This is a genomic window from Streptomyces sp. SID5464 (genome assembly GCF_009862985.1).
Lineage (GTDB): Bacteria > Actinomycetota > Actinomycetes > Streptomycetales > Streptomycetaceae > Streptomyces > Streptomyces chartreusis_D.
Genome location: NZ_WWIQ01000022.1, coordinates 182,380 through 206,514 on the forward strand (window position 1 = coordinate 182,380; position 24,135 = coordinate 206,514).

Consider the following 24,135-nt stretch of genomic DNA (forward strand, 5'->3'; position numbering starts at 1 on the left):
GGACGTCCATGGCGAGCAGCGGGGCGTCGGCGAGCTGGAGGAAGAAGATCTTCTCGCCGGGGATGTCCTCGATGCCCTTGGGGTTTGAGCCGCGCGAGAGGATGTGGAAGCTGTCCAGGCAGACCCCGAGCGCGGGGTGGCCGGCCTGTTCGACGATGCGCCAGGCGTGGTCGTAGGTGCTGACGTGCCGCCCCCAGGCGAGCGCCTCGTAAGCGATCCGGATGCCGAAGTCCTGGGCCAGGTCGGCGAGTCGGGCGAGTTGCGCGGCGGCGAGGGCGTCGTCGTCCACGGCCTGCGGGGAGACGTTGGAGCACACCAGGAGCGTGTCGGCACCGAGCCTGCGCGTGACGTCGAACTTGCGCTCCGCCCGGCGCAGACTGCGTACGAACTCCGCCTCCGGAACGGCCTCGACGTCCCGCATGGGCTGGTAGAGGTCGATGGTAAGGCCGAGGTCGACGGCGCGGGCGCGGATCTCCTCCGGGGACAGGGGGCCGGCGAGCATGTCGTTCTCGAAGATCTCCACACCGTCGAAGCCGGCGCGGGCGGCGGCGGTCAGCTTCTCGGCGAGGGAGCCGCTGAGGCTGACCGTGGCGATGGACTTACGCATCCTGGTCGCACCCTTCGGCCTCTGCGATGCTGATCCAGGTCTTCCCGGCACGTTCGGCGGCGCCGGCGAACGCCTGCTGGGCCTTCTCGAGCGAGAAGCGGGCCTCGATGACGGCTCCGGGCCGGGCTGCGGGCAGCTCGGCGATCGCGGTGGTGAAGTCGCCGGGGTGGTCGTAGATCATCGATCCGCGGAGCACCAGCTGGCGCCGGACCACGTCGTCGGTGGTCAGCGGCAGTTGGTGGGGGTTGAGGCCGATCAGGACGAGGGTGGCACCGGGGGCGGCGCGGTCCACGGCCGGGCGCAGGGCGGGCGCGTGGCCGGACGTTTCGAAGACGTACGTGAACCCGGTGCGGCCGTCGTCGGGTGTCGCGCCCAGCCGCTCGGCGCGGGCGAGGCGTTGCGGGTGCGGTTCGGTGACGACCGGCCGGATGCCGAGGCGGGCCAGGATCAGGCAGACCAGCAGTCCCTGGGCCCCGGCGCCGACGACCAGACAGCGGTCGGCGGGGGTCACTCCGCTGCGCCGTACAGCGGCCCGGGCCACGGTGTACGGCTCGGTGGCGGCGAGGTCGGCGCCTGTGAGGCCGTCCGGGACCGGGTGGGCGAAGTGCGCGGGCAGGGCGACGCGTTCGGCGAGGACGCCGGGGGCGTTCAGCCCGACGATGGCCCGGTGCGGGCAGGCCGAGGTCAGGCCGGTGAGGCAGTCGGCGCACTTGAGGCAGGCGTAGTTGGGTTCGATGACGACCCTCTGGCCCACCTGGCGGTCCCGTACGTCGCTGCCGACGGCGGCGATCCGGCCGAAGCCCTCGTGGCCCATGACCCACGGGGTCGCGGGCGGCAGGCGCTTGCCGTGGAAGACGGCGAGGTCGGTGCCGCACAGGCCCACTCCGACCATCCGGACGATGACGTCGTGCGGGCCGCAGACGGGCTCCGGCCAGTCGTCGACGGTCTCGATCCTGTTCGGCCCCGTGAGGACAGCTGCTTTCACCAGAAACTCCTAGCGGTCCGCTAGACGGATCAATCAATCCACTGTGCGGTCAGAATAGAAGGCAGACGAGCCCTCAACAAGGCCGAGAGCCTCACAAGAACGAGGGCTGGACAAGAGCAAGGGGCCCCGGCGGCAAGGCGCCGGGGCCCAGAAAGCCCCCGACCCGCTCGGGGGGGGGCTCCGTCAGGCGGTCGCGTCCGCCGCCGCGGTCCGCTGCCGTACGGTCTCCGGGGCCCCGGCCACATCATCGTCGCCCCGCATGCGCAGCGCGACGAGGAAGGAGACGGCGCAGCCGAGGGCGATGTAGGCCGCCACCAGCGTCCAGCCGCCGTCCGCCCAGATCACCAGGGAACTGGCGATGAACGGGGTGAAGCCGCCGCCGACCGCGCTGGCGAGCTGGTAGCCGACGCCGGCACCGCTGTAGCGGTACTCGGGGCCGAACATGTCGGTGAACAGGGATTGCTGGACGGAGACCGCCATGTCGTGCGCGATGTTCACCAGCAGCACGGCGCAGGCGATGATCAGCACCATGGAGCCGGACTCCATCGCCCAGAAATACGGCCCCGCGCTCACGGCACCGACCAGCGCGCCCCAGCAGTACACCTTGCGCCGGCCGAAGCGGTCGGCGAGGTAGGCGAAGGCCGGGATGGTGAGGACGGCGAGTCCGCCGACCGCCAGGTTGACGTCGAGCAGGCTGTCGCGGTTCAGGCCGAGTTCGTCGGTGCCGTAGGCGAGGCCGAAGGTCGTCACGCCGTAGAAGGTGAACAGTTCGACGAAGCGCAGCCCGATGATGGCGAAGAAGCCCTTGGGGTTGGACTTGACCGCGGCGATCAGCGGCACCCGAGGCTTCTTCTCCTCGCTCATCGCGGCGACCTTCTTGGTGAAGACCTCGGACTCCTCGACCCTGGCCCTGATGATCAGCCCGACGATCACCAGGCCCGCGCTGACCAGGAACGGGATGCGCCAGCCCCAGACCCGGAAGGCCGCGTCCGAGGTCGCACCCGACATGATCTTGGTGATGAGGGTGGCGAGCAGCAGACCGACCGAGGCGCCGACCTGGACGCCGCTGCTGTAGAGGGAGCGCCACTTGGCGGGGGCGTTCTCCACCGCCATCAGCGCGGCGCCGCCCCACTCACCGCCCACCGCGAAGCCCTGCGCGGCGCGCAGCACCACCAGCAGCACGGGGGCCCAGATCCCGGCCTGGGCATAGGTCGGCAGGACACCGATAAGTGTGCTGGCCACGCCCATGATCAGCATGGTGAGGACGAGCATCCGCTTGCGGCCGAGCCGGTCGCCGAAGTGGCCGAACACGATGCCGCCCAGCGGGCGGAAGAGGAAGCCGACGCCGAAGGTGGCCCAGGCCGCCAGGGTGCCCACGGCCGGCGAAGCCCCCGGGAAGAACAGGTCGCCGAAGAGGAGGCCGGCGACGATGCCGTAGAGGAAGAAGTCGTACCAGTCGACGACGGCTCCCATGAAGCTGGCGATCGCCGCCCTTCTCGCGACGCCGGGGGCTCCGGCGCTGGTCGCGACCGGCTTCTGCGCTCTGCTCATCTCACGTACTCCCTTGGATGCTGCGGCTCCCGCGACCCGGTCGTGCCGTGCGAGCGGTGCGCGGCACGTCGGCGTCGGGACACGGATGGCTACGGTGGGGACAATTGCCTGGGCGACGGCGGCGCTCGGCGGGTGTGGAGCGGCGTCACCGGCAAACCGGGCCATCGCCACAGCGTGCGGGCGGCGACCCTCAAGACAAGGTCCATTGAGCGGACCGTTTGAACCAAGTAGCGGAAACATACGATGGGGAGTTTCCGCCATCAAGGGTCACACCAAGATTTCTTAGGCTTTACGGTTCCCGTGGTCCGCCTGGTGGACTACCGTCATGGGTGAGCGCAGCTGGCGGGCACCAGCAGGTGCCGCGCGGTGCCGACCAGTACGGGGAGGGATCCGTGAACGACAGGGATGCACAGACCGAGGCGGTCAGGGAGCAGGGCGGTACGGGCGTCCGCAGCGTGCGGCGCGCCCTGGACATCCTCGGCCTGCTGAGCGAGGAACGCCCCGTCATCTCCCTGCGTGAGATCACCGACGCCACCGGACTGGCCAAGACCACCGTCCTGCGCCTGGTCCAGACCCTGGAGGAGTGCGGCCTGCTGTGGTCGCATCCGGCCGGCTACACCGCCGGACCGGGCCTGTGGCGCTGGGCTTACCTGGCCCGCAGCCAGTGGGAGGTGCCGCACGAGACCCGCAAGGTCATGCGCGACCTCGCCGACCGGCTGGGCGAGACGGTCAACGTCTTCGTCGCCCGCGATGTGAGCCGTGTCTGTGTCGCGCACGAGGAGAGCCCGCACCCGCTGCGCCACGTCGTCGACGTCGGCGACGAACAACCCCTGTGGGCCGGCGCCTCCTCCAAGATCCTGCTGCGCGACGCCTCCGACACCCTGCTGCGCCGCATCGCCACGACCTCCCCACACGGGGAGGCGCACACCGACCAACTGCGCGCCTGGGCACAGGAGGCCGCGCACCGCGGCTACGCGGTCAGCAGCAGCGAGTGGGACGAGGGCCTGACCGCCGTCGCCGTCCCGGTGACCAGCCGCTCCGGCAAGGTCATCGCCTCCCTCTCGCTCAGCGGGCCCAGCCAACGCTTCCCCTACGAGGCCGTGGAACGCTTCGCCACCGACCTCGCGGAGTCGGCCGCGCTCATCTCCGCCCAGGGCTTCAGCCACCCGCTCAGCCAAGCCCACTGAACCCGAGAGGCGCCGTAGAGCCATGGGCCCGGTGACCCCGAACAACCGGTGCCCGGCCTTGGCACGGCGAGGAGCCCGGGCGTCGGGACTGGTGGCCGGGCTTTCGTCGGCAGCCGTGCCGGGAGGCCGGCTGCCTGTTCCTACTCGGACCGGCGCTGGGGCCTTCCGGTGTGCGGGACCCGGTTCGGACATGTTGATCACGCGGCTGAATCGGCGACGCCGCGCTCGGAACGGGCACCCGCCCGGCGTGTTCGTCAGAGGGCCGCGGCCGTAGTACTGGCGGACGAGAAGCTGGACCGTGCGGCGCGCGCGTCGCGGATCGACGAGCCGCGCCTCGCAGGATGAGGACCGGCCGGCTCAACGAGCATGCCGGTGGCGATGAGGGGTTTGCGGCCGATCCGGTCGGCGAGGTGGCCGGTGGGGCCTGTCCGGTGCCTCCACGAGATCGGGTGGAGGCCCTGTGGAAGGGAACCAGCGTCAGCACCTCGGCCGAGAGGTACGCGGCCAGGTCGCGTTCCGCGAGGTAGCGCCGATCCGCGTCGGCGGGTTGTGCTCAGGCGGGTCGGGTGGGGGCCCGTAGTTCGATCTTGTATCCGCCCTGTGGGGAGGGTTCGGCGGTGAGGGCGCCGCCCAGCAGTTCGGCGCGTTCCCTCAGGCCGATCAGGCCGTGCCGGGCGCTGGGCAGGGCGACGGACGGGCGGGTGGGGGCGGTGTTGGTGACGGTGACGCCGAAGTGCTGCGCGTCGTGCCACAGGCGCACCTCGGCGCGGGCGCCGGGGGCGTGCTTGCGTACGTTCGTGAGGGCTTCCTGGACCGTGCGGTAGACGGTGCGTTGGGCGGTGGTGCTGATGCCGGGCGGGAGCCCGCCGGTCAGGGTGGTCTCGATGCCGCTGTTGGCGATCAGCTGCTGGAGGTCGGCGAGGGTGGGCTGGGGGGTGAGTTCGGTTTCCTTGCCGCTGGAGGCGCGCAGCAGGGTGACCATGTGGCGGAGTTCGTCGAGGGTGTTCACGCTCAGGGTGCGGATGGTGCGGGCGGCGTCGCGGGCGTCGGGATCCTTGGCGGCGACCTGCAGGGCTCCGGCCTGTACGGCGATGAGGCTGACCTGGTGGGAGACGACGTCGTGCATCTCGCGGGCCAGTTGGGCGCGTTCGCGGGCGAGGACGGTCTGGGCGTACAGGGCGCGTTCGTGTTCGCGGGCCACTTCGACCTCGACGAGCTGCCGGGCCACGTCGTGTCTGGCCTGCACGAGCTGGCCGAACAGGATCGGGGCGAAGGCCGTGGCCAGCGTGTAGACGAACTGGATGAGCGTCCAGGTGCGCTCGCCGGGAAACGTGTCGCCGGAAAACGTGTCGGACAGGGGCCAGGCGAGGGTGCTCGCCGCCGCGTTCAGCAGGGCGCAACCGGCCAGCAGGGGGCGGTTGCGGGTGCGCGTGGCCAGCGTGTACAGGGCGGCGATCGGCGCGACCGCCACGTCCATGAACAGGGTCATGGGCAGGGTCGACAGGAAGACGGTCAGTGGAAAGCGCCTGCGCAGGAGCAGTCCGGCGCAGCCCAGAGCGGCGCAGGCCCACATGAACGGTGTCGCCTCGTCGTAGAGGTTGATCCAGGCGTCGAGGGCGGCCAGCACGACGAGGCCCGCGTCGACGGCCCAGGGCGGCACCCGCCGCCACCGTTCCTGAGCCGTGCTCATCATCTGTTGCCCCCTGCCCTGTCGGCGCCGCCGTCGCCGAGCAGTCCGGCCCGCTCCGCGAGGAGCGCCGCCTGGACGCGGCCGGCGACCCGGAGCTTGGTCAGGATCGAGCTGACGTGGTCCTTGACGGTGCCCGCGCTCAGATGGATGCGGGTGCCGATGTCGGCGTTGGACAGTCCTTCCGCGATCAGGACGAGGACGTCACGTTCGCGGTCGGTGAGCAGGTTCACGCGCGCCACGTCCTCCGCGACCCGGGGCGTGTCCGTCCCGGGATGGCCGCGCAGCAGAGCCCGCGAGGCCTTCGGGGACATCACCACGCCACCGGCGGCCAGGGTGCGTACGAGGTGGGCGAGTTGTTCGGGCTCGGTGTCCTTGAGCAGGAAGCCCGCGGCTCCCGAGCGCAGCGCGGTCAGGATGTACTCGTCGGTGTCGAAGGTGGTCAGCATGGCCACCGTCGGCGGCTCGGGCAGCGTCCGGATCTCCCTCAGGACGGTCAGGCCGTCCACATCCGGCATGCGGATGTCGAGGAGCACGACGTCCGGGTGCTCGCGCCGGATCACGTCGGCGGCCTGCGCTCCTTCCGCGGTCGCCACGACCTGGATGCCGTCGGCGGCGTTCAGGATCAGCTCGAACCCGGACCGCACCAGCGCCTCGTCGTCCACCACCACTACCCGGATCACCGGCGTTCCGCCTCACAATCGTCTGCTCTGTCCACCGCTGCCGTCGACACTACGTCCGGCACGGCGCGCGGCGATGCGACCGCTGTGGACACCCGCCACCCGGCAGGCCGGTTCCAGCCGGTCGGGGGGAGCGCTCCGGCCCGTCGGCGGGCGGGTGGGCGAGGCTCGGCGGATGGTGTCCGTGGTTGTCGTCCGGTGGGATCGGTCCGTGGGCCCGCCCGAGTCTGCGGGGCCGCAGTCGATTTTCCCACCACTCGAGGATCAGCCAGCCATGCCCCGCCTGTACCTGCGTCAGCCCGTCCGTGCTCTGCGCCGCTGTGCGGCGCGGCCCCATGTGCTGTTCGGAGGCGTGTACGGGGCGGTCCTGGCCAGCTCCATGGTGGCCGCCCTGACGGAGCAGGGTGAGACGGCGCCCGCCGACCGGTTCAGCAGCGCCCAGTGGCTCCTGGTCACGGCCGTCGCATCGGCCTTGGCGCACGGTTACGCACATCTGATCGCCTTGCGCGGCGACCGGACCCATCACGGTGTGCGCGCCGGGGTGCGGCTGTTGCTGTCCGAGTGGCCCTTGGTGGTGGCGACGGTGCCGACACTGGTCCTGCTGCTCGGCGCGGCCTGGGGGTGGTGGCCCTCGGCGGGCATCGAGTACGTGGCCTTCGCCGTGAACGTGGTGCTGCTGTTCGCCTGGGGCCTGCTCGCGGCCCGCGCCGCCGGTCGCACGTGGGGCTCCGCCTTGAGGATCGGCATGGTGGACGCGCTGCTCGGACTCGCGGTCGTGGTGGCCAACGCCCTCATCAAGTAGGGCAGTTGGCCGTTCGGGCCCGCCGACCGGCCGGTGCGGCGCTGTTCCGCCGGTCGGCGGGGCAGACCCGGCCGGTCGGCGGGGGTGTTACCGAAGCCTGCCGGATGGTCCGCCTCCTGACGGCACCGAAGCATTTTCCGTATGACACAGATACAGCCGTCCCAGGAGACACCGGCTCCGCAGGAGAACGCGCCTCCACGGTCCCGAACCTCGCCCGATTCGGCCGGGCAGGCCCCCGGCCGTCCCTCGATGGGGCGCCTCGTCGGGGTGGACCTGGCCCGCGCGCTGGCGGTGTTCGGCATGTACGTCGTGCACATCGGGCCGCCGCTGTCGGCCACACACGGCGTCGCCAGCTGGATCCGGTACATAGCCGACGGCCACTCGTCGGTCCTGTTCGCCACCCTCGCCGGCTTCTCGCTGATGCTGATCGCGGGCCGCTTCGAGCCGAAGACCGGCCTGGCGGGCCGGCAGGCGAAGGCCCGGATCGCGATCCGCGCCGTGATCCTCCTGGCGCTGGGCACCGTGATGGCGATGGAGTACGGGGGCGTGATCATCCTCGGCTTCTACGGCGTCTACTTCCTCCTCGCCCTGCCTCTGGTGCGACTGAGCGCCAGGACACTGGCGATCATCGCGGCGGGGCTCGCGCTCGTCACTCCGCAGCTGGCTTTCGTCCTGACCATGGGGTTGAGCGAGTCGGTCCAGCAGAGCATCAACGCCTACGACCCGCTCCGCCGCCTCAGCGAGGTGGGAGTGCTCGATCTGCTGCTCACCGGCTTCTACCCGGCGCTCACGTGGATGTCGTTCGTGATCGCCGGTATGGCGCTGGGTCGCATGGACCTGTCGGCGGCTGCCGTCCAGCGGCGCCTGGCGGCGCTCGGCGCAGGCCTCGTCGTGGGGGCCTACGGCTTGTCCCTGCTGCTGGCGGGCAAGAACGCGTTGCGGAGCACGGCCGAGGACATGTCGTCCTCCGGTGGCTCCGGGGCGGCGTCCATGGGCAGCGGGTCCATGGGCAGCGGGTCCATGGGGCCCCAGCGGTCGTTCTCGGAACTGTTGGCCGCCGGGCCGCACAGCGGCACCACGTTCGACATCATCGGCAGCGTGGGCGTCGCGATCCTCGTGATCGTGGGCGCGACGGTGCTGATGGACCGCCTGCCGCGACTGCGCCGCCTGGCGAAGCCGGTCATCGCCGTGGGCACGATGTCCCTGACCGCCTACGTCGGCCACTTCGTCGCACAGTCCGTGCTGTCCACGCCCGCCGGGACGGGGACCCAGCAGTCCTGGGTGCCGCTGCTCATGTACGTCCTCGGGGCGATCGTGTTCGCCACCGTCTGGTCCCGCTTCTTCCGGCGCGGCCCCCTGGAGCACCTGCTCAACACCGCCACCAAGCCCGCCAAGTACGTCCGGTGAGGTCCGGTCGGGGTGGCTCGGCTTCCTGCCCCACCCCGGCCTGAACGCTCTGCCGAAGCCCGCAGGGGATCTCCCTTGCGGGCTTCGGCTGTTGGGCGTACCGCGCGCACGATCCCCGCACCACTCGGCGCCCGCAGGCAGTCTCCAAGGTGCTGCCGTCGAGGGAGCTGACGGAGAAGACGGTGCGATCCACGTGGGGAGGCAGCCGGGACAGGCAGCGAAGAGCGACTCGGTGTCCCCTTCGCCCGAGGGTGTACTCCACCCTGAGGCCGGCGATGATGTGCTCGACGGGCTCGTCCGGGGTCGCGGGGACTGTCGGCGAGCAGAACGTCGAGGAACCGGCCGTGGCGGTACAGCACGGCGTATCCGGCAGATGTCCGACGCCACCATCCCGCCACCCGGCACGGCCGGCCCACGCCATGCGGCGGGGGCCGGCCGGTGGCCGACGGCCGATGGCCGACGGCACCGGCGAGCCCATGGTCAGGCCCGTCTCAGTCGCGGGGGCGTCCCGTCGAGGTCAGGAGCTGCGTCGCCGCGAGCTGCGCGTACAGCTCGTCCTTGGCCACCAGCTCCGCATGGGTGCCGACCGCGCGGACCCTGCCCGCGTCCATGACGACGATGCGGTCGGCGTCCGTGACGGTCGACAGGCGGTGGGCCACCACCAGCACGGTGGTCTCGCGTGCGGTGTCGGCGATGACGTCCCGCAGTGCCAGCTCGTTGACGGCGTCGAGCTGCGAGGTCGCCTCGTCCAGGAGCAGCAGCCGGGGCCTGCGCAGCAGCGCGCGGGCGATCGCGACGCGCTGGCGCTCGCCGCCGGACAGTTTCGTGCCGCGGTGCCCGACCGGGGTGTCCAGGCCGTGCGGGAGACGCTCGACGAGGGCGTCGAGCCTGGTCCGGGCGAGGACCTCGCGTATGGCGTCGTCGGTCGCGCCGGGCGCGGCGAAGACCAGGTTCTCCCGCAGCGTGCCGGCCAGCACCGGCGCGTCCTGCTCGACGTACCCGATGACGGACCGCAGCTCGGACAGCGGCCACTTGGTCACGTCCTTGCCGTCGACCAGGACACGGCCGCCGGTCGCTTCGTAGAACCGCTCGACGAGCGCGAAGACCGTCGACTTGCCCGCCCCCGAGGGGCCGACGAACGCGGTCATTCCGCCTCCCGGCACCTCGAAGTCCACCCCTTGGTGGATGTCCGGCAGCCGGGGCCCGTAACGGAAGGACACCCCCTCGAAGCGGACGGACGCCGGACGGGGCCGCACCGCAGGGGTCGCCGCGGGCCGCACCGACCGGTTCCGGTCCTGCTTCTCCGTCGCCAGGTGGTCCACCTGCGCGATGCGGGCGATCGCGGCCGCGCCCTCCTGGTAGTGGGACGCTGCCTCGACCAGCTTGTACACCGGCTCCATCAGGAAGAAGAGGTACAGCAGGAACGCGATGAGCGTGGACACGGGCATGTCCCCGGACGCCACGCGAGCCCCGCCGACGGCGAGTACCGCGAGGAACGCCAGCTCGACGGCGAGGTCGTCCGCCGAACCCAGCACGGCCTCCCACTTCGCGCTGCGCACGCCGTGGCGCCACGCCCTGCGTGCCGCCGCCTCGACGCGAGCGGTCTCCCGCTCCTCGGCGCCGGACGCCTTCACCGTACGGAACGCGCCGAAGACCCGCTCCAGGCCCGTGGACATCTCCCCGACAGCCGCCTGCGCGCGCTCGGCGGCCCGCCCGATCTTCGGCAGCACCAGCGCGGCAGCCACACCGACGACCGCGACCACGCCGAGCGTGACGCCCAGCAGGACGGCATCGAGGAACGCCATCACCACGACCGCCGCGACCAGCGTCACCGCCCCCGTCGCCGCGGAGACCACCGCCTGGGTGCTGACGGCCCGCAGCAGCGTGGTGTCCGAGGTCACCCGGGACATCAGATCGCCCGGTTGCATCCGGTCCACCTCCGCCAGCCGCAGCCGCAGCAACCGTCCGATGAGGCTGCGGCGGGCGGCGAGCACCACCGACTCCGCCGTCCGTTCCAGCACATAGGCGCCGAACGCCTCGGCCACCATGCTCAGCAGGACCAGAACGGTCATCGCCAGCAGGACGGTGCCGATCGTGCCACCGGACGAGAGCCGGTCGACCAGCGTCTTCGTCGCCAGCGGCTGCAGCAGCCCGCCGGCGGCCCCGGCCAGCGCGCACAGCAGACCGAGCGCGACGGCCCACCGGTGCGGACGGACGTACCCGTACAGCGCTTTGAGCGTCTCGCGGGCGCGCAGGGACTCGGCACCCGTCGCCTCCGGGGCGGATGCGGTGTTCACAGGATTCCTTTCCTATGTGTTCGGCCGCGCACCGCGTCAGCGGTTGCGGGGGGCATCGGCCCGCCGGGGGCCTTGGTGCGCGGAGATCAGGCGTACGACGGCCAGAGAGAGGCCGCCCGCGAGGCGAAGAGGTGCACCCCTGCTTCGTAGAACTCAGGACGGACGACGAAGAGGACACCGGCGCCCGCCACCAGCGTCAGGCAGATGAGTTCCAGCAATCCGCCTCCGCCAGGCTCGACGGCGGTCTCGGGCTCCTTGTCACGAACGTGCTGTGTCATGCCTTCAGGCTGGACGCCCGGCCGCTCGCCGCACATCCGGCGACTGTCCGGTCCTCCCCCGCCGATTGGCTGGAGAAGACCGGCCGGGGGCAGGAGGGGCAGCCGACGGGGGCGGGCCGGTCAGGGACCGGGCGATGACCGCCGAGCCGCCACCGTGGAGCAGCACGCTGCCGAGCACCGTCAGGGTCATGGCGTACAGGGCGGTCCAGTCGATGCCCTCGCCCACGGCGAGCACCACGGCGTTGCCGAGATCAGGCCCGGCTGACAGCACCGGCCCTTACCGCAGTCAGAGGCGTCGGGCCCCGCGCAGCCCCTGGGCGTAGTAGCCGTCGCCGTCGAGCCGTGAGGTGCCGCCCTTGTCACCCATGGTGGGGCCGCCCGCGTTCTTCCGGCTGGAGATGAAGCGCGGGTGGTCGGCGGTGTCCAGGCCGAGGTAGACACCGACGTGGCCGATCCGTTTGCCGGGCAGCTCCCGTGTTCTGAAGAAGACCAGGTCGCCGGGCTGGAGCTGCTGGATGACGGCGGGGCGGCGGTCGGTGAGGGGAATGACGGGTACGCCGAGCCGCCCGTGGGCGATCGCGTCGGGGGTCCGCTGCAGCCCGCTGCCCGCCGCGCTGTCCCGGCTGCTCAGCGGGAACTTGGAGCGGTATCCGTACACCAGCCGGACATAGCCGGAGCTGTCGACGGAGCGCGCGCGGTCCTTCTCGGGGCGGCGGGTGACCGTGTCGGGGAAGGTCCAGGGGATGCCCAGGTAGTCGTAGAAGTCCGAGCCCGTGCGCGGCTTCGCCTTCCCTTGCGCAGCACGCCCGGAGCCGCCGGCGGTGTCGGGTGTGTAGCGGGCGGCACCGCTGTATGTGACTCCCGCTGCCGTCGTCCGGACCGGGGCACCGGCGACGTAGTCGAAGGCCGTGGCGAGGATGTCGGGGTCGCGGCTGCCGAGCCGGGACGTGAGCCAGGTCCTGAACCAGCCGCTCCGCTCCGCTCCTCGGGCCCAGGGCTTGGGCAGCAACCGCACCCAGCTCTTGGTGACGACCTTGGCATCCGTCGTACGCGGCTCCGCGAAGGTCCTGCTGGGACCGGTCAGTACGGCCGTGCGGGCGCCGTCGGTGAACGTGGCGACGACGGTGCCGCTCGGGTCGCGTGCCACCGTGCGGGCGGGGTTGCCGATCCGCTCGAAGTGCAGCGGCCCGCTGCTGACCCGGATTCCGTCACCCAGTGATGCTTGCGCTGCCTGTGAAACCCTTGATGTCGTTGTTGCCGGTGAGGCATCAGGTTGGTCGGTACGGTGCTTGAGCTGCAGGGACAGCTCGCAGCTCGCCGCGAGCAGGACGGCTGTCACCAGGGACAGGACCGTGTTCCTGGTCAGGGAGAACCTACGGATTCTGGGCAGGAGGCGTTTCACTGGTCAACTCCGGATGGAGGGAAGGAGAGATGACGCCGCAGGTCGGTGCGGGGGCGGCTCATTTCGTGGGCAGGGCGCCCAGCAGCAGCCCGGACACCAAGATCACGTAGGTGGCGAAGGTGACCGCGCCGGTGGAGAGGACCGTCGCCGTCTTGGGCTGCCTCTCCAGCTGGTAGGCGATGAGCCCGGGCACGATGAACCCGAGGGCCTGATGGGCGAACAGCAGGGGGAACTCCTGCTGGAGCAACAGGGAGAGTCCGGCCTGGAGCAGGACGCCGATGAGCACGACGGCGGCGAACAGCCGCTTGCCGTAGAGGATGACGAAGCGTTGCAGCAGCTTGGTCAGCAGGTAGGTCAGGCCTGCCACGGCCGCGACCATGGCGGCGCGCCGCAGATCGTCGACGAGGGTGAGGGCGAGCCAGCCGGGGGTGATCATGCCGCCCGGTGAGAGGTTCGTGGTCAGGTAGCAGAGGAGGGAGAAGACCAGACCGAGTGCGATGCCGATGGCGGCGATCTGCGGGGTGACTACTGCGGGGATCAACGGGATGCTCCATGGGCGGAGTTGTGGTGGGCGCCGGGCGGTGTGAGGGCGTCGCTCGGATCGGCGGGGTCGGCGGCGGCGAGGTGGTCGGGCGGCAGTGCCGCGAGCCGCTCCAGGAAGAGTTCGCCCTGGCCGTGGATGTTGCCGATGGCGACGAGCGAGGAGTTGGGCCCCAGGTGAGCCAGCAGCTCCGTGGTGAGCCGGTCGGGGTCGCGGCGGTCGCCGCCGAGATCGACGACGTTCCCGGTCCAGTGCGCGGGGATGGCGTCGGCGGCCGACTTGGTGGGGTGGCCGATGAGGAACACCGTCTCCGGGTCTAGCTGGGGGATCAGCGCGCCCATCTGCCCGTTGCGCTCCACACGGTCGGGACGGCAGTTGATGACGACGTGCAACGGACGGTGGATCGCGGCCAGTTCGAGCAGCTGCTTGATGTTCATCAGCGTCGACTCGGGATCGTTGGCGGCGAAGACGTTCGCGAAGCGCAGCCGCTTTCCGTCCGGGGTGCGGTACCGCTCGACGGAGAGCACACCCGGGTCCGGGGGCGCCGCGTACATTCCCTTCAGCGCGGTCGCGCGGTCCACGCCGAGCAGTTCGGCGACCGCGATGGCGATGGCGACGTTCTCCTTGAAGGTGAACCAGCTGAAGCCGCGCAGTTCCTCGTCGGTGACGGTGTCCGGGTCGGCGTAGACCAGCTCGCAGTTCCGGGCGTCGGCCTCCTCCTGAAGGATGTGGAAGCGCTCCTTCTCGGCGGTGACACAGACGCCGCCCTCCGGCATCGAACGGCACAGGGAGCGGGCCACGTCGTCCAGCGTCGGGCCCATCTCGGCGAGGTGGTCCTCGCGGACGTTGCAGAGCACGCCGATGGTGGAGCGGATCAGCTTGGACTGGTTGATCTCCTGGAGCGCGGGCATGACGGCCATGCACTCCATGACCAGGACATCGGGCCGGTAGCCGGCGGCCCGCCGGACGATGCCGATCTGCTCCACGACGTTGGCGATGCCGAACTTGCGGTAGACCGGCTCCTCGGTGGCATCGGGGTGGATGAACCGGGCCGCGGTGCCCGTGGTCTTGGCGACGGTCACCAGGCCGCTGCCGCGCAGCGCGCCCGCGCACAGCCGGGTGATGGAGGACTTGCCCCGAATGCCGTTGACCAGCACTCGGGTGGGTATGGCGGCGAGGTTCGCGTCATGGCGGCGCTGTTCGACGATGCCTGCGACGAGCAAGCCGGCGCAGCACGCCGCGAGGACGCAGTACAGGAAGAGCATGGCAGGTCAGCTCCTGGGACCGGGGCCTGACGGGGAAGTGGAGGAGGTGGACGCCCCGTCCGGGGAACCGGGCACGGGCGGTGTGTCGGTGCGGAGAAGTCGCTGTCTGATCAGCTCGAGGCTGCGGGCGATGGATCCCACCTCGTCGTGGTAGCGCGGGTAGAGCACCGTTCGGCGGTCCCCGGCCGCCAACGCCTCGGCGCCCCGGGCGACTTCACGCAGCGGACGTACGACGACGAGGTACAGCCAGCCGATGCAGAGGGCGCCCGTGGTCACCCCCAGCAGACCGACGAGCATGATCCGCCGCTGTGCCTCGTACTCGGGCAGTCCGATCCAGAACACCGGCCTGATCGAGGCGACCTTCCAGCCGAGTGCGCCCGCGACGCCCAGCTTGTCGTTGAACGGCGCCACGGCGGCGACCGCCGGATCCCGCCGGCCGAGCAGCAGCTCGGCGGAGCCCTTGGTCGTGCGGTCGTCCTTCATCTGGGCCCGCAGCCGGCTGTCGGAGACCCGCCCGAAGGCCACGAACCCCTTGTTGGACGCGATGACCCGATGCTCGGAGTCCACCAGCCACACCGAGCCGAGACCGGGTCGGTCGAGGATGCCGGTCAGGTACTGGACCTTGAACTCGGCCACGACATAGTGGCGTCCGGATGCCGCCGTCCCACCCTTGACCGGCTGAGCGGCCACGGCGGCGAGCACCGGCTCCGTGCCGGAGGTGTTCGTCTGCCTGACCCCGGGCCTGATGCGGACCTTCGTCGGGGTACGGGGTTCGTCCCCGGCGCGGGCGAGGATCTTGCCGGCGCCGTCGACGACGTACAGGGACCGGTAGCGGCCGTGCTGCTCCAGGGACCTGTCGAGGACCTTGCGCGCCTCCTCCGACCGGGAAGCGTCGATCATGGTGGCCAGATGGGTGAGGTCCGCGTATCCGTCGTTGATCCCCCTGCGCACGCGATCCGCCGTCGTCTCGGTGCGTTGCCGCTGGTCGTCGGAGATCAGCCGGGGTACGACCGCAGCCGGGTGCGGCAAGGTGCTGCCGAGCGTCAGCAGCATCGACGCGGGCCAGGCCAGCAGAGCGAACGCGCACACCACGAGGACGGTGCGCAGTCCGAGCCGGCGCCGGCTCTTGCCGGTCCCGCGCGGAACACACGCCTTGGCCGGTGGCTGCGCGACCGTCTCCTGCGACGGCCCGCCCCTGCCGCGGAGTTGTAGGCGCAGCGCCTCCAGTGCGGCGCCGATCCGGGCGGGTTCTCCGAAGCGGGACACGTGGACGGGAGCCGTGAGGTCACCCGAGCCGAGCCGCTGCGCGTCGCGGCGCAACCGCAGCACAGGGCGCTGCACCAGCATGTGGAGGGCGGCGGTGACTCCGGCCGCGAGGGCCAGGAGCACGGCGGCGGCCAGGAGGGCGAGACGCAGGTCGCCGGTCCCTGCCCCATGGCGCTCGGTCTGCACCGTCGTGACGACCGTCAGTCCGAGTCCGCTGCTCGGACTCTCCTTCGAAGCAAGCCCCCGGGCCACTGCGGCGTACCCGACGGCGGTACGGGTGTTGCCTTCCGCCGCCCCGACGAGACTGCCGCTCGGACCGTTGAAGCCGCCGGCGGCGGTGTCCGACGGTCCCTTGCCCTGCGCCTCGCGGGCGGCGGTGCCGGCCAGCGCCTTGGCCTGCTCGGTGCCGGCTCCCGGCCCGGCCGAGGCGAGAGTGGCCCCGTCACGGTCCACGACGCCCAGCGTGTGCTGCTTGCCGACGGAGATGCCCGGCAGCTTCACGCTCTGGGAGGCGACGAGCAACTCCTGCCCGCCGCCTCGCGACAGCGTCGCGAAGGCCAGCAGCCGGGTGACGCCCGAGTCGTCCCGCACCAGTCTCGGTGGCGGGTTCGCCGGCAGCCCCCGAAGGTTCACCTTCCCGAGCGGTAGGGCCTCGCCCTGCGCGGCGAGCAGCCGACCGGTGGACTGGTCGACTACGGCGGTACCGCGCCACTTGGGGTAGGTCCGGTTGAGGCGGGTCAGCATTCCGTCCGCAGGTACGGACTTGGCGCCCGCGAAGTCCGCGGCCGCTGTCCGCAGATCGGTGACGCTCTGGTCGACGGCGCCCTGCAGCGCGACCGCCCCGTCCTCGGCGATGTGCTGCTGGGAGCTGAGGACGGCCTCGGGAACGCCGCGTTCGGCATCGCTCCCGACGGCGAACACCGTCAGGCCCGCGACGAGCGCCAACAGAACCGGCAGGGCCGCCAGTGGCGGCCGCACACCTCCTAACACCGCCATGTCCGCGCGACGCCGAGCGGAGCGCATTTTGGATATCGGGGATCGGGTGATGGTCAAGAAGAATCCTTTCCAGGAAAGAAGTTCTCGACCTGTCTGACGACGGGAATGCTTCGCCGGTTTATCGGGGAGGTGTGACGCTGCTCACCGAAAGAATTCACAGCCACCGTGACCTGCCGATTTGCACACCTGTGAGCATGGTGAATTTAGGCTTCACGAAATGCGAACAATTGCGATGGACCAACCCGAGAACAGGACGCCAATTACCCGCAAGGATTATTTTGCATTTCTTCTGCCTCGCCCATCCCGCAGTCGGCTGTTTCACCCCCGCCGATCGGCGGGGGTGCGGCAGTCGTAGAGGCCGAAGTTGCCCCTGGTGCGCCAGCCGTAGGCCCCGGAGCGGATGCGCTCGCAGTGGGACTTCACCCACGTCGTGGCGGGGGTGGTGGGTCGCAGGTGGGTGAGCAGCACGTAGCGGAGTTGGTGGGTGGCGATCAGGTTGCCGAGCTGCGGGGCGCTGGGGAAGGGGGTCTTCCCGGTGAATCCGCCCATGACGAGCACGGGTTGGGACTGAGCGCGCAGCAGACGTTCCGCGGGGTAGGCGGCCTGGGTCGCGAGCAGGTACTTCTCGCCTTTTCGGTGCGCGATGAGGTAGTCCAGCAGGGCGGCGTCGCGGGCGCTGGGCCGGCCGAGCTCGGCCCGGCGCAGGGCGCGCGGGTCGTGGAGGGCTCTGTGGTGGAACTCGCCGACCGGACCCGCTGTCGGGGACGTAGGGGCGCCCGCGTAGCGCGGGTCGAGGGACGAGACGGCCCAGCCGGCGGGTACGAGCAAAGTGGCCGCGATCCCGGCGGCCAGAGAGCCCTGGACCAGCCTCCGGGAGGCGCGTGACCCGCCGGACCACAGGCCGACGGCCCCGCACACCGCGAAGATCACGGCGAACGCCGGCAACCGGGAGACGAACCAGGTCGGCCTGTCGAGTACGAGCGCCCAGGCCACCGTCAGCACGATCGCCGACGGCAGCCACAGCCGTCGCCGGCCGCCCGCCTCGTAAGCGGACCGGAAGAGCGCGAGGCCGCCTCCGGCCAGCGCGGCGATCGCCGGTGCGAGCACGGCCGTGTAGTAGACGTGATTGCCGTTGGAGACGCTGAACACCACGGCATGGACGGCGAGCCAGCCGCCCCAGAGGAGGAAACCCGCACGCAGCGGGTCGGTCCGCGGCCGGCGGGCGCGCCAGATGAGAGCCGTGACGACGGCGAGCACGGCGAGCGGCAGGAACCAGGCGATCTGCGGGCCGACAGTGTGGTTGACGAGCATCCCCCAGCCGGTGTTCCCGGTCATACGGCCGGCGGCGGTGGCCGGAACGGCGCCGAACGCGGTGGCGTCCTCGCTGAAGCGGCTCAGGCCGTTGTAGCCGAAGACCAGGCTGAAGGGGTTGTTGTTCGACGTGGCATCGACATACGGGCGGTCGGCCGCGGGAGTCACCCACGCGATCAGCGCCCACGAGCAGGAGACGGTCAGCGTGACCGCACCGCTCAGCAGGAGGCGCAGAGCCCTCCGCAAGGGCAGGTCGGGCGCGGTGAGTTGATACACCGCGGCGAAGACCGGCAGGACGAGCCAGGCCTGCAGCATCTTCGTCTGGAAGGCGAGTCCGACCCAGACGCCACACGTGATCAGCGGGAGCAGCCGCCCGGTCCGTACCGCCTTCTGCAGGGCTCCGGCGGCTGCCACCAGCAGCAGCGTGAGTGCGGTGTCCGGGATGGTGGCCCTGTTCAGTGCCACGGTGACCGGAGTGAAGGTGAGCGTCAGCGCGGCGATCAGCGCGGCGAACGGCCCGGCCCAGGCCCGTACGATCCGGTGCAGCAGCCATACGGTGAGCACGCCCTCGATCACATGGGGCAGCGCGGCCGCCCACGTGTGCGGCCCGAAGATCCAGACGGAGACGGCGTCGGGCCAGAAGGCGCCGGGCACCTTGTCGAGGGTGATCGAACCGCTGGTGTCGAGACCGCCGAAGAAGAAGGCCCGCCAACTGGTGGCCATCGACCGTACCGCCGCGCTGTAGTAGGGGTGGATCGCGGCGTGCCCCATGCCCCAGGCGTACAGCAGTGCGGCGACGCCCAGCACCGCGGCCGGCGCCGGGCGTTCCCAGCGTGCCGGAGCTTCCAGCCGGTCGGCGCGGCGGTGCGATTCCCGGCCGAGGCCGGGGGAGCCGGTGCTCCGGGCTGTGGGGACGACGGCCATGGCGACGGTCCTTGACATCAGGGTCGAGGCGGAACACGCCCGGACTTCTGGTGGTGCCCGCCCGAGGCTCAGCGGACGCGATTCGCCAGTTTCGTGGCGCTGTTGAGCAGGTACTCCAGCGGTCCGCGTCGGAAGAAGCGGGACCAGATCGCCGCGAACACGGTGGCCCCGGCGATGAAGCAGAGCAGCAGCGCGGCGGAGGCGGACTGCGGCGGGGTGGCCGCTTCGCCGGGCAGGGCGAGGATCACCAGGATGTGGCCCACGTACAGGGTCAGGGACATGGTGCCGACGGCGATGACCGGCGTTGCCAGGCGACGCAGCCACGGCAGTCGGTCCAGGGCCACCGTCAGGCACAGGAGCACGGTGATCGCGATCCCGATGCTGCCGATGAGGTCGAACGTGGAACCGGTGTGCGGCTCGGCTGCCAGGAGCCCCCATGCGTCGGGGCCACCCAACCCACCACCGACGGGCGAGTCGAAGGATCCCGATGCCATGGCGGCGTCCTTCATGGCACCTGGGTCCTTCATGGCGCCGAAGTCCTTCATGTCAGGCATCCCGGCCATGATCTTCTGAGCACCACCGGTCAGCCGGAGCGCCAGCCACGAGACGCCGTATCCGAACGCGATCAGCGCGGGACCGACGACGGCCAGCCGCCGCTGGACCGTGCGGGAGGTCAGGTCCAGCCGGCCCAGCGCCATACCGGTGACCACGAACGTCATCCAGGTGATCGCCGGGTAGAGGCCGAGGAGCAGGAGGTCGAGCACGCCTACGCCGGACAGCCGCGCGATCGGGTCGTACGAGTCGATGCTGTTCACGATCGACTCGGTGAGCAGCGCCCGGATCACATACGCCACCTGCGGCGTGACGACCGCCAGCGTGACCGCGATGGCCGCGAGCGTCCTGGCCCGCAGCCGCAGCAGGGGCAGGGCCAGCAGGAAGTACAACGCGTAGAAGTTGAGGATCCCGGCACCGCCGAAGTTGGTCATCGCCAACGCGCTGCCCAGCACCAGCAGGATCACGGCCCGGATCACGATCCGGGCCCTCGCCTGCCGGCCGGCCAGTCCGGTCTTCGGCTCGAAGCGGCCCGCGATCAGCATCAACGAGAAGCCGGCGAGCGTGGCGAACAGCGCCGACGCCCGGCCGCTCGCCAGCTCCAGGAACCAGTCGCCGACGCCGCCGCCTGGCGTGGGTGCGGGGCCGACGTGCACGGCGAACATCCCGAACACGGCCAGTGCACGGGCGAGGTCCACCCCCACCAGCCGCGCCAACGGCGTGGGGCGTTCCATCGCCGTGTCGGACCCGGGTGAGGGTGAGGGCCGGGAAGACGTCTTCTTGGCGCTTTCGATCTCGGTCACCGGGACAACCCTGCCGAGGCGGTGGGCGGTCGACCATCCGCCGGGCTTCGGGAGGTGCCCCGCCGGTCGGCCGACCGATCCCCTCCGACTGGCGGGGGACGGTGGATGGGGCGCCGGCGCTGCCGTCCCTCCGGAGGCGCCTGCAGCTTCTGCTGCCCTCTTGTGTTCGATTCATCGACTCCTAAGGTCGTCGACGCTCCCGAGACCGCTGCTGATCTGCGGACTTACGCGCGGAAGCGCTTCGACAACCGTGTGCCGACCGGGCCCTCCGACTACCCCGCACGTCCTCGCCGCGCCCTCCCTGAGGGTCGACTGAAGCCTGGAGACCTCATGCAAATGTCCCGTCGTGGCGTTCTGATCCTCGGTGCCGCCGGCGCGGCCGCCGCCGGCGGCCTTCCCGCGGGCTCGGCCCGGGCCGCCGAGACGGCCGACGCAGCGGACGCCTCCGCGCGCACCGAGCGCCTGTATCTGTCCGGAGAGGACGCCGACCACCCGGTCGACTGGGACTTCCTGTGCACCAGCGGGCGGCGCAGCGGCAGTTGGGGCAGCATCCCGGTGCCGTCCAACTGGGAGTTCCACGGATACGGCACCTACAACTACGGGTGGAATCTGCGCCCGGAGGAAAAGGGCCGCTACCGGCACACCTTCACGCCGCCCGCCCACTGGCGTGACAGACGCGTCTTCCTCGTCTTCGAAGGGTCGATGACCGAGACCGAGGCGTGGATCAACGGCGAGTCGGCCGGGCCCGTCCACCGCGGCGGCTTCTACCGGTTCCGTCACGAGGTGACCGACAAGCTGCGTCCGGGCCAGGACAACCTCCTGGAGGTGACCGTCAGCAAGGAGTCCACCGACGACTCCGTCAACCGGGCCGAACGCCTGGGCAACTACTGGAACTTCGGCGGCATCTACCGCCCCGTTCACCTCGAGGCGTTCCCGCTCCAGCACATCGAGCGCATCGCCGTCGACGCCCGCGCCGACGGCACGCTGCGGATCGACGCCCATCTGTCGGGTACCGGTACCGCCGACCGTCTCGTCGCACGGGTCACCGACCTCTCCGGGCGCCCGGTCGGCGCCCCGTTCACCGCGGCCGTCGCTCCCGGCGACACGACGGTGACCCTCAGGACCGCTGTCGACTCCCCCCGCCAGTGGACGGCGGAGACCCCGCACCTCTACCGTGTCGAGGTCGCGCTCCGCGCCGACGACCACCGCACCGTCCACCGCGTCGACGAGAGATTCGGCTTCCGCACCGTCGAGGTGCGCCCCGGCGACGGCGTGTACGTCAACGGCGTCAAGGTCCTCCTCAAGGGAGCCAACCGGCACACCATCTGGCCCACGTCCGGCCGGGCGACCAGCGCCCGCATCAGCCGCAAGGACATCCTCCTGATGCGGGAGATGAACATGAACGCGGTCCGGATGTCCCACTACCCGCCGGACACGCACTTCCTCGACCTCGCCGACGAACTCGGGCTGTACGTGCTCGACGAACTGGCCGGCTGGCAGAAGTCCTACGACGAGGAGGCGGGCAGACCTCTCGTCGCCTCGATGGTCACGCGTGACGTCAACCACCCGTCGATCCTGTTCTGGTGCAACGGCAACGAAGGCGGCTGGAACACCGCCCTCGACGACGACTACGCCCGGCACGACCCCCAGCAGCGCACCGTTCTCCACCCCTGGGCGAACTTCGGCGGCATCAACACCGACCACTACGAGACGTACGACAGCACGCGCCGCATCCTCCAGGAACACGGCGACGTCTTCATGCCCACCGAGTTCCTCCACGGCCTCTACGACGGCGGCGCCGGCGCCGGGCTCGACGACTACTGGGAGCTGATGGGCCGTGAACGGCTCTCCGTCGGCGGCTTCCTGTGGTCACTGATCGACGAGGGCATCGTGCGCGACGACCTCGACGGTACCGTCGACGTGGCGGGCAACGCCGCACCCGACGGCATCCTCGGCCCCTTCCGCGAGAAGGAGGCCAGCTTCTACACGATCAAGGACATCTGGTCTCCGATACAACTCGCCGAACCGGAGCGGTTCACCTCCGGCCTGCCCAACGACTTCGACGGGCGGATCGCCCTCACCAACCACTACGCCTTCACCAACGCCCGTGCCTGCCGGTTCACCTGGCGGCTCCTGGACTTCCGCACCCCGTCGCAGCGGCGGGACGGCCACACGGTGCGTGCCCAGGGCACCGCCTCCGCTCCGGACATCGAGCCCGGCGCGCAAGGAGTGCTGCGCCTGCCCCTGCCGTCCGGCTGGCGACGCGCCGACGCCATGGCGCTCACCGTCACCGATGCCGACGGCCGCGAGATCCGCAGCTGGACATGGACCATCACGTCCGCCGCCGACCAGGCCCGACGGCTGGTACGGACGGGCCAGGGACCGGCCGTACGCGGCTCGCTGGTGGGCAACACCCTCACCCTCACGTCCCGCCACACCACGGTCACCCTCGACGCCACGACGGGGATGCTGGCCGGCGTCACCCACCGGGGGGCGGACTTCGCGCTGTCCCGCGGCCCGCTGCCCACCACCGGAACGGCCGACCTCACCCGCCTGACGCACGGGCCCGACGGCAACGGCTACACGGTGGAGGCCGAGTACTCCGGCGTCCTGCGCCACGTCCGGTGGCGGCTGCACCCCGGCGGCTGGCTGCAGTTGGACTACCGCTACCACCTCACCGGCGAGCACGACCTCTTCGGCGTCGGCTTCGACCACCCCGAATCGCAGGTGACCGGAGTGACCTGGCTCGGCCACGGACCCCACAGGGTGTGGAAGAACCGGCTGCGCGGCGTCGCGACGGACGTCTGGACGAAGCAGTACAACGACACCGCGACGGGTGCCGACGGCTGGGTGTACCCGGAGTTCAAGGGCTACCACGCGGGCGTCCGCTGGGCGTCCCTGCACACCACCGCCGGACGTCTCACCATGGTCTCCGAGGACGAGAACCTCTACCTCCGCCTCTTCACCCCCCGCTTCGGACCCGACCCCCGCCACACCGCGCCGCCCTTCCCGCAGGGCGATCTCTCCTTCCTCGACGCCATCCCGGCGATCGGCACCAAGTTCGACCCACCGGCCTCGCTCGGCCCCAGCGGCGGCCCCACCACAGCGACGGGCGACTACGGTCGAACCCTGTACTTCTCGTTCTCCCACTAGGCCCTTTTCGGTTGGATCAGGGCCTCTGTGAGGTGCGGTGCCTTCCGGCCGACCCGAGCGGGTCTGGTGCGTGCCAGACCCCGCGACGCCGGGCTGATCCAAACGACGGGGCCTAGCGCGCGCCGGTGGCGGCCAGGAACAGTCAGCTTTCGGCCGTGAGAGCGGTGGTGCGGGCGCTCGATCCCTCACTGAACGGATCCACTTGAGGAAGACGTCGCGGAGCCGATCGCGGTCGTCCGACTCGGGGACCATCTGTCACACCGGCCCCTCCACCTACGGCGGAAAAACTTCGGCTATGCGATGGATTGGATCGACTCCTCTTCACGCCAGGAGGCCACTTGGACAGGGAAAACGCAACTTCGACAGGACCCGCGGAGGCAGCTACCTTCACCTGGCCTTGGGCGATCGCCCACGGTCGCACAGGAGTTCCTTCAGGGAGAG

General features: G+C 70.9%; 16 protein-coding genes and 1 pseudogene. 4 read left to right on the forward strand and 13 right to left on the reverse strand.

From position 1 onward, the window contains the following. From GTY47_RS40965 to shiA, 3 genes are all read right to left on the reverse strand, one after another. The coding region (locus GTY47_RS40965; protein WP_010032205.1) for a sugar phosphate isomerase/epimerase family protein at window positions 1-607 on the reverse strand (607 nt) is incomplete at its 3' end. Next, on the reverse strand, window positions 600-1,592 hold the full coding sequence (locus tag GTY47_RS16380; protein ID WP_010032206.1) for an alcohol dehydrogenase catalytic domain-containing protein: 993 nt from the start codon (window positions 1,590-1,592) through the stop codon (window positions 600-602). The genes GTY47_RS16380 and GTY47_RS40965, both read right to left, overlap by 8 nt. A gap of 183 nt (window positions 1,593-1,775) precedes the next feature. Continuing rightward, entirely contained in the window at window positions 1,776-3,143 is a 1,368-nt protein-coding gene (shiA, locus tag GTY47_RS16385) for a shikimate transporter (RefSeq protein ID WP_010032207.1), read from the reverse strand. A 392-nt stretch (window positions 3,144-3,535) separates the two neighbouring features. Between shiA and GTY47_RS16390 the strand changes: the two genes are divergently transcribed. Then, complete coding sequence (locus tag GTY47_RS16390; protein WP_050810142.1) at window positions 3,536-4,330, forward strand: IclR family transcriptional regulator; 795 nt, start codon at window positions 3,536-3,538, stop codon at window positions 4,328-4,330. Window positions 4,331-4,883: 553 nt separating this feature from the next. Here GTY47_RS16390 and GTY47_RS16395 read toward each other — a convergent pair. Further along, window positions 4,884-6,020 carry a histidine kinase gene (locus tag GTY47_RS16395; protein ID WP_040902390.1) on the reverse strand — a complete coding sequence of 379 codons (1,137 nt, stop codon included), beginning with the start codon at window positions 6,018-6,020 and terminating at the stop codon, window positions 4,884-4,886. After that, a complete protein-coding gene (locus tag GTY47_RS16400; protein WP_086012445.1) occupies window positions 6,020-6,700 on the reverse strand; it encodes a response regulator transcription factor in 681 nt (226 codons plus the stop codon). The genes GTY47_RS16395 and GTY47_RS16400 overlap by 1 nt, the downstream gene beginning before the upstream one ends. 271 nt (window positions 6,701-6,971) lie before the next feature. Between GTY47_RS16400 and GTY47_RS16405 the strand changes: the two genes are divergently transcribed. Continuing rightward, window positions 6,972-7,499 carry a hypothetical protein gene (locus GTY47_RS16405; protein WP_010032215.1) on the forward strand — a complete coding sequence of 176 codons (528 nt, stop codon included), beginning with the start codon at window positions 6,972-6,974 and terminating at the stop codon, window positions 7,497-7,499. A 141-nt stretch (window positions 7,500-7,640) separates the two neighbouring features. Beyond that, window positions 7,641-8,906 carry a DUF418 domain-containing protein gene (locus tag GTY47_RS16410; RefSeq protein ID WP_029180634.1) on the forward strand — a complete coding sequence of 422 codons (1,266 nt, stop codon included), beginning with the start codon at window positions 7,641-7,643 and terminating at the stop codon, window positions 8,904-8,906. Window positions 8,907-9,397: 491 nt separating this feature from the next. Here the strand turns inward: GTY47_RS16410 and GTY47_RS16415 are convergent, their stop codons facing one another. The 8 genes and pseudogenes from GTY47_RS16415 to GTY47_RS16450 form a co-directional block, all read right to left on the reverse strand. Beyond that, window positions 9,398-11,203, reverse strand: a complete 1,806-nt coding sequence (locus GTY47_RS16415) for an ABC transporter ATP-binding protein (protein WP_010032219.1) — start codon at window positions 11,201-11,203, stop codon at window positions 9,398-9,400. Window positions 11,204-11,289: 86 nt separating this feature from the next. Then, window positions 11,290-11,481, reverse strand: coding sequence for a hypothetical protein (locus tag GTY47_RS16420; RefSeq protein WP_158688374.1), 192 nt, complete (start codon window positions 11,479-11,481; stop codon window positions 11,290-11,292). A gap of 286 nt (window positions 11,482-11,767) precedes the next feature. Further along, window positions 11,768-12,883: an NlpC/P60 family protein gene (locus GTY47_RS16425; protein ID WP_231911144.1), complete on the reverse strand. Its 1,116-nt coding sequence runs from the start codon at window positions 12,881-12,883 to the stop codon at window positions 11,768-11,770. Window positions 12,884-12,941: 58 nt separating this feature from the next. Further along, window positions 12,942-13,424, reverse strand: coding sequence for a poly-gamma-glutamate biosynthesis protein PgsC/CapC (locus GTY47_RS16430; RefSeq protein ID WP_010032222.1), 483 nt, complete (start codon window positions 13,422-13,424; stop codon window positions 12,942-12,944). A gap of 86 nt (window positions 13,425-13,510) precedes the next feature. Then, window positions 13,511-14,689: pseudogene (pgsB, locus tag GTY47_RS16435) on the reverse strand (poly-gamma-glutamate synthase PgsB); the annotation flags it as partial. Window positions 14,690-14,695: 6 nt separating this feature from the next. Continuing rightward, on the reverse strand, window positions 14,696-16,933 hold the full coding sequence (locus tag GTY47_RS16440; RefSeq protein ID WP_010032224.1) for a HAMP domain-containing protein: 2,238 nt from the start codon (window positions 16,931-16,933) through the stop codon (window positions 14,696-14,698). A gap of 336 nt (window positions 16,934-17,269) precedes the next feature. Further along, window positions 17,270-19,186, reverse strand: coding sequence for a glycosyltransferase family 39 protein (locus GTY47_RS16445; protein WP_010032225.1), 1,917 nt, complete (start codon window positions 19,184-19,186; stop codon window positions 17,270-17,272). Between the two features lie 68 nt (window positions 19,187-19,254). Further along, window positions 19,255-20,541: a DUF418 domain-containing protein gene (locus tag GTY47_RS16450; protein WP_010032227.1), complete on the reverse strand. Its 1,287-nt coding sequence runs from the start codon at window positions 20,539-20,541 to the stop codon at window positions 19,255-19,257. A gap of 336 nt (window positions 20,542-20,877) precedes the next feature. Here GTY47_RS16450 and GTY47_RS16455 point away from each other — a divergent pair, with 336 nt between their 5' ends. Next, window positions 20,878-23,694 (forward strand): glycoside hydrolase family 2, encoded by a 2,817-nt coding sequence (locus GTY47_RS16455; protein ID WP_010032228.1) that lies wholly within the window; start codon window positions 20,878-20,880, stop codon window positions 23,692-23,694. Window positions 23,695-24,135 lie beyond the last annotated feature (441 nt).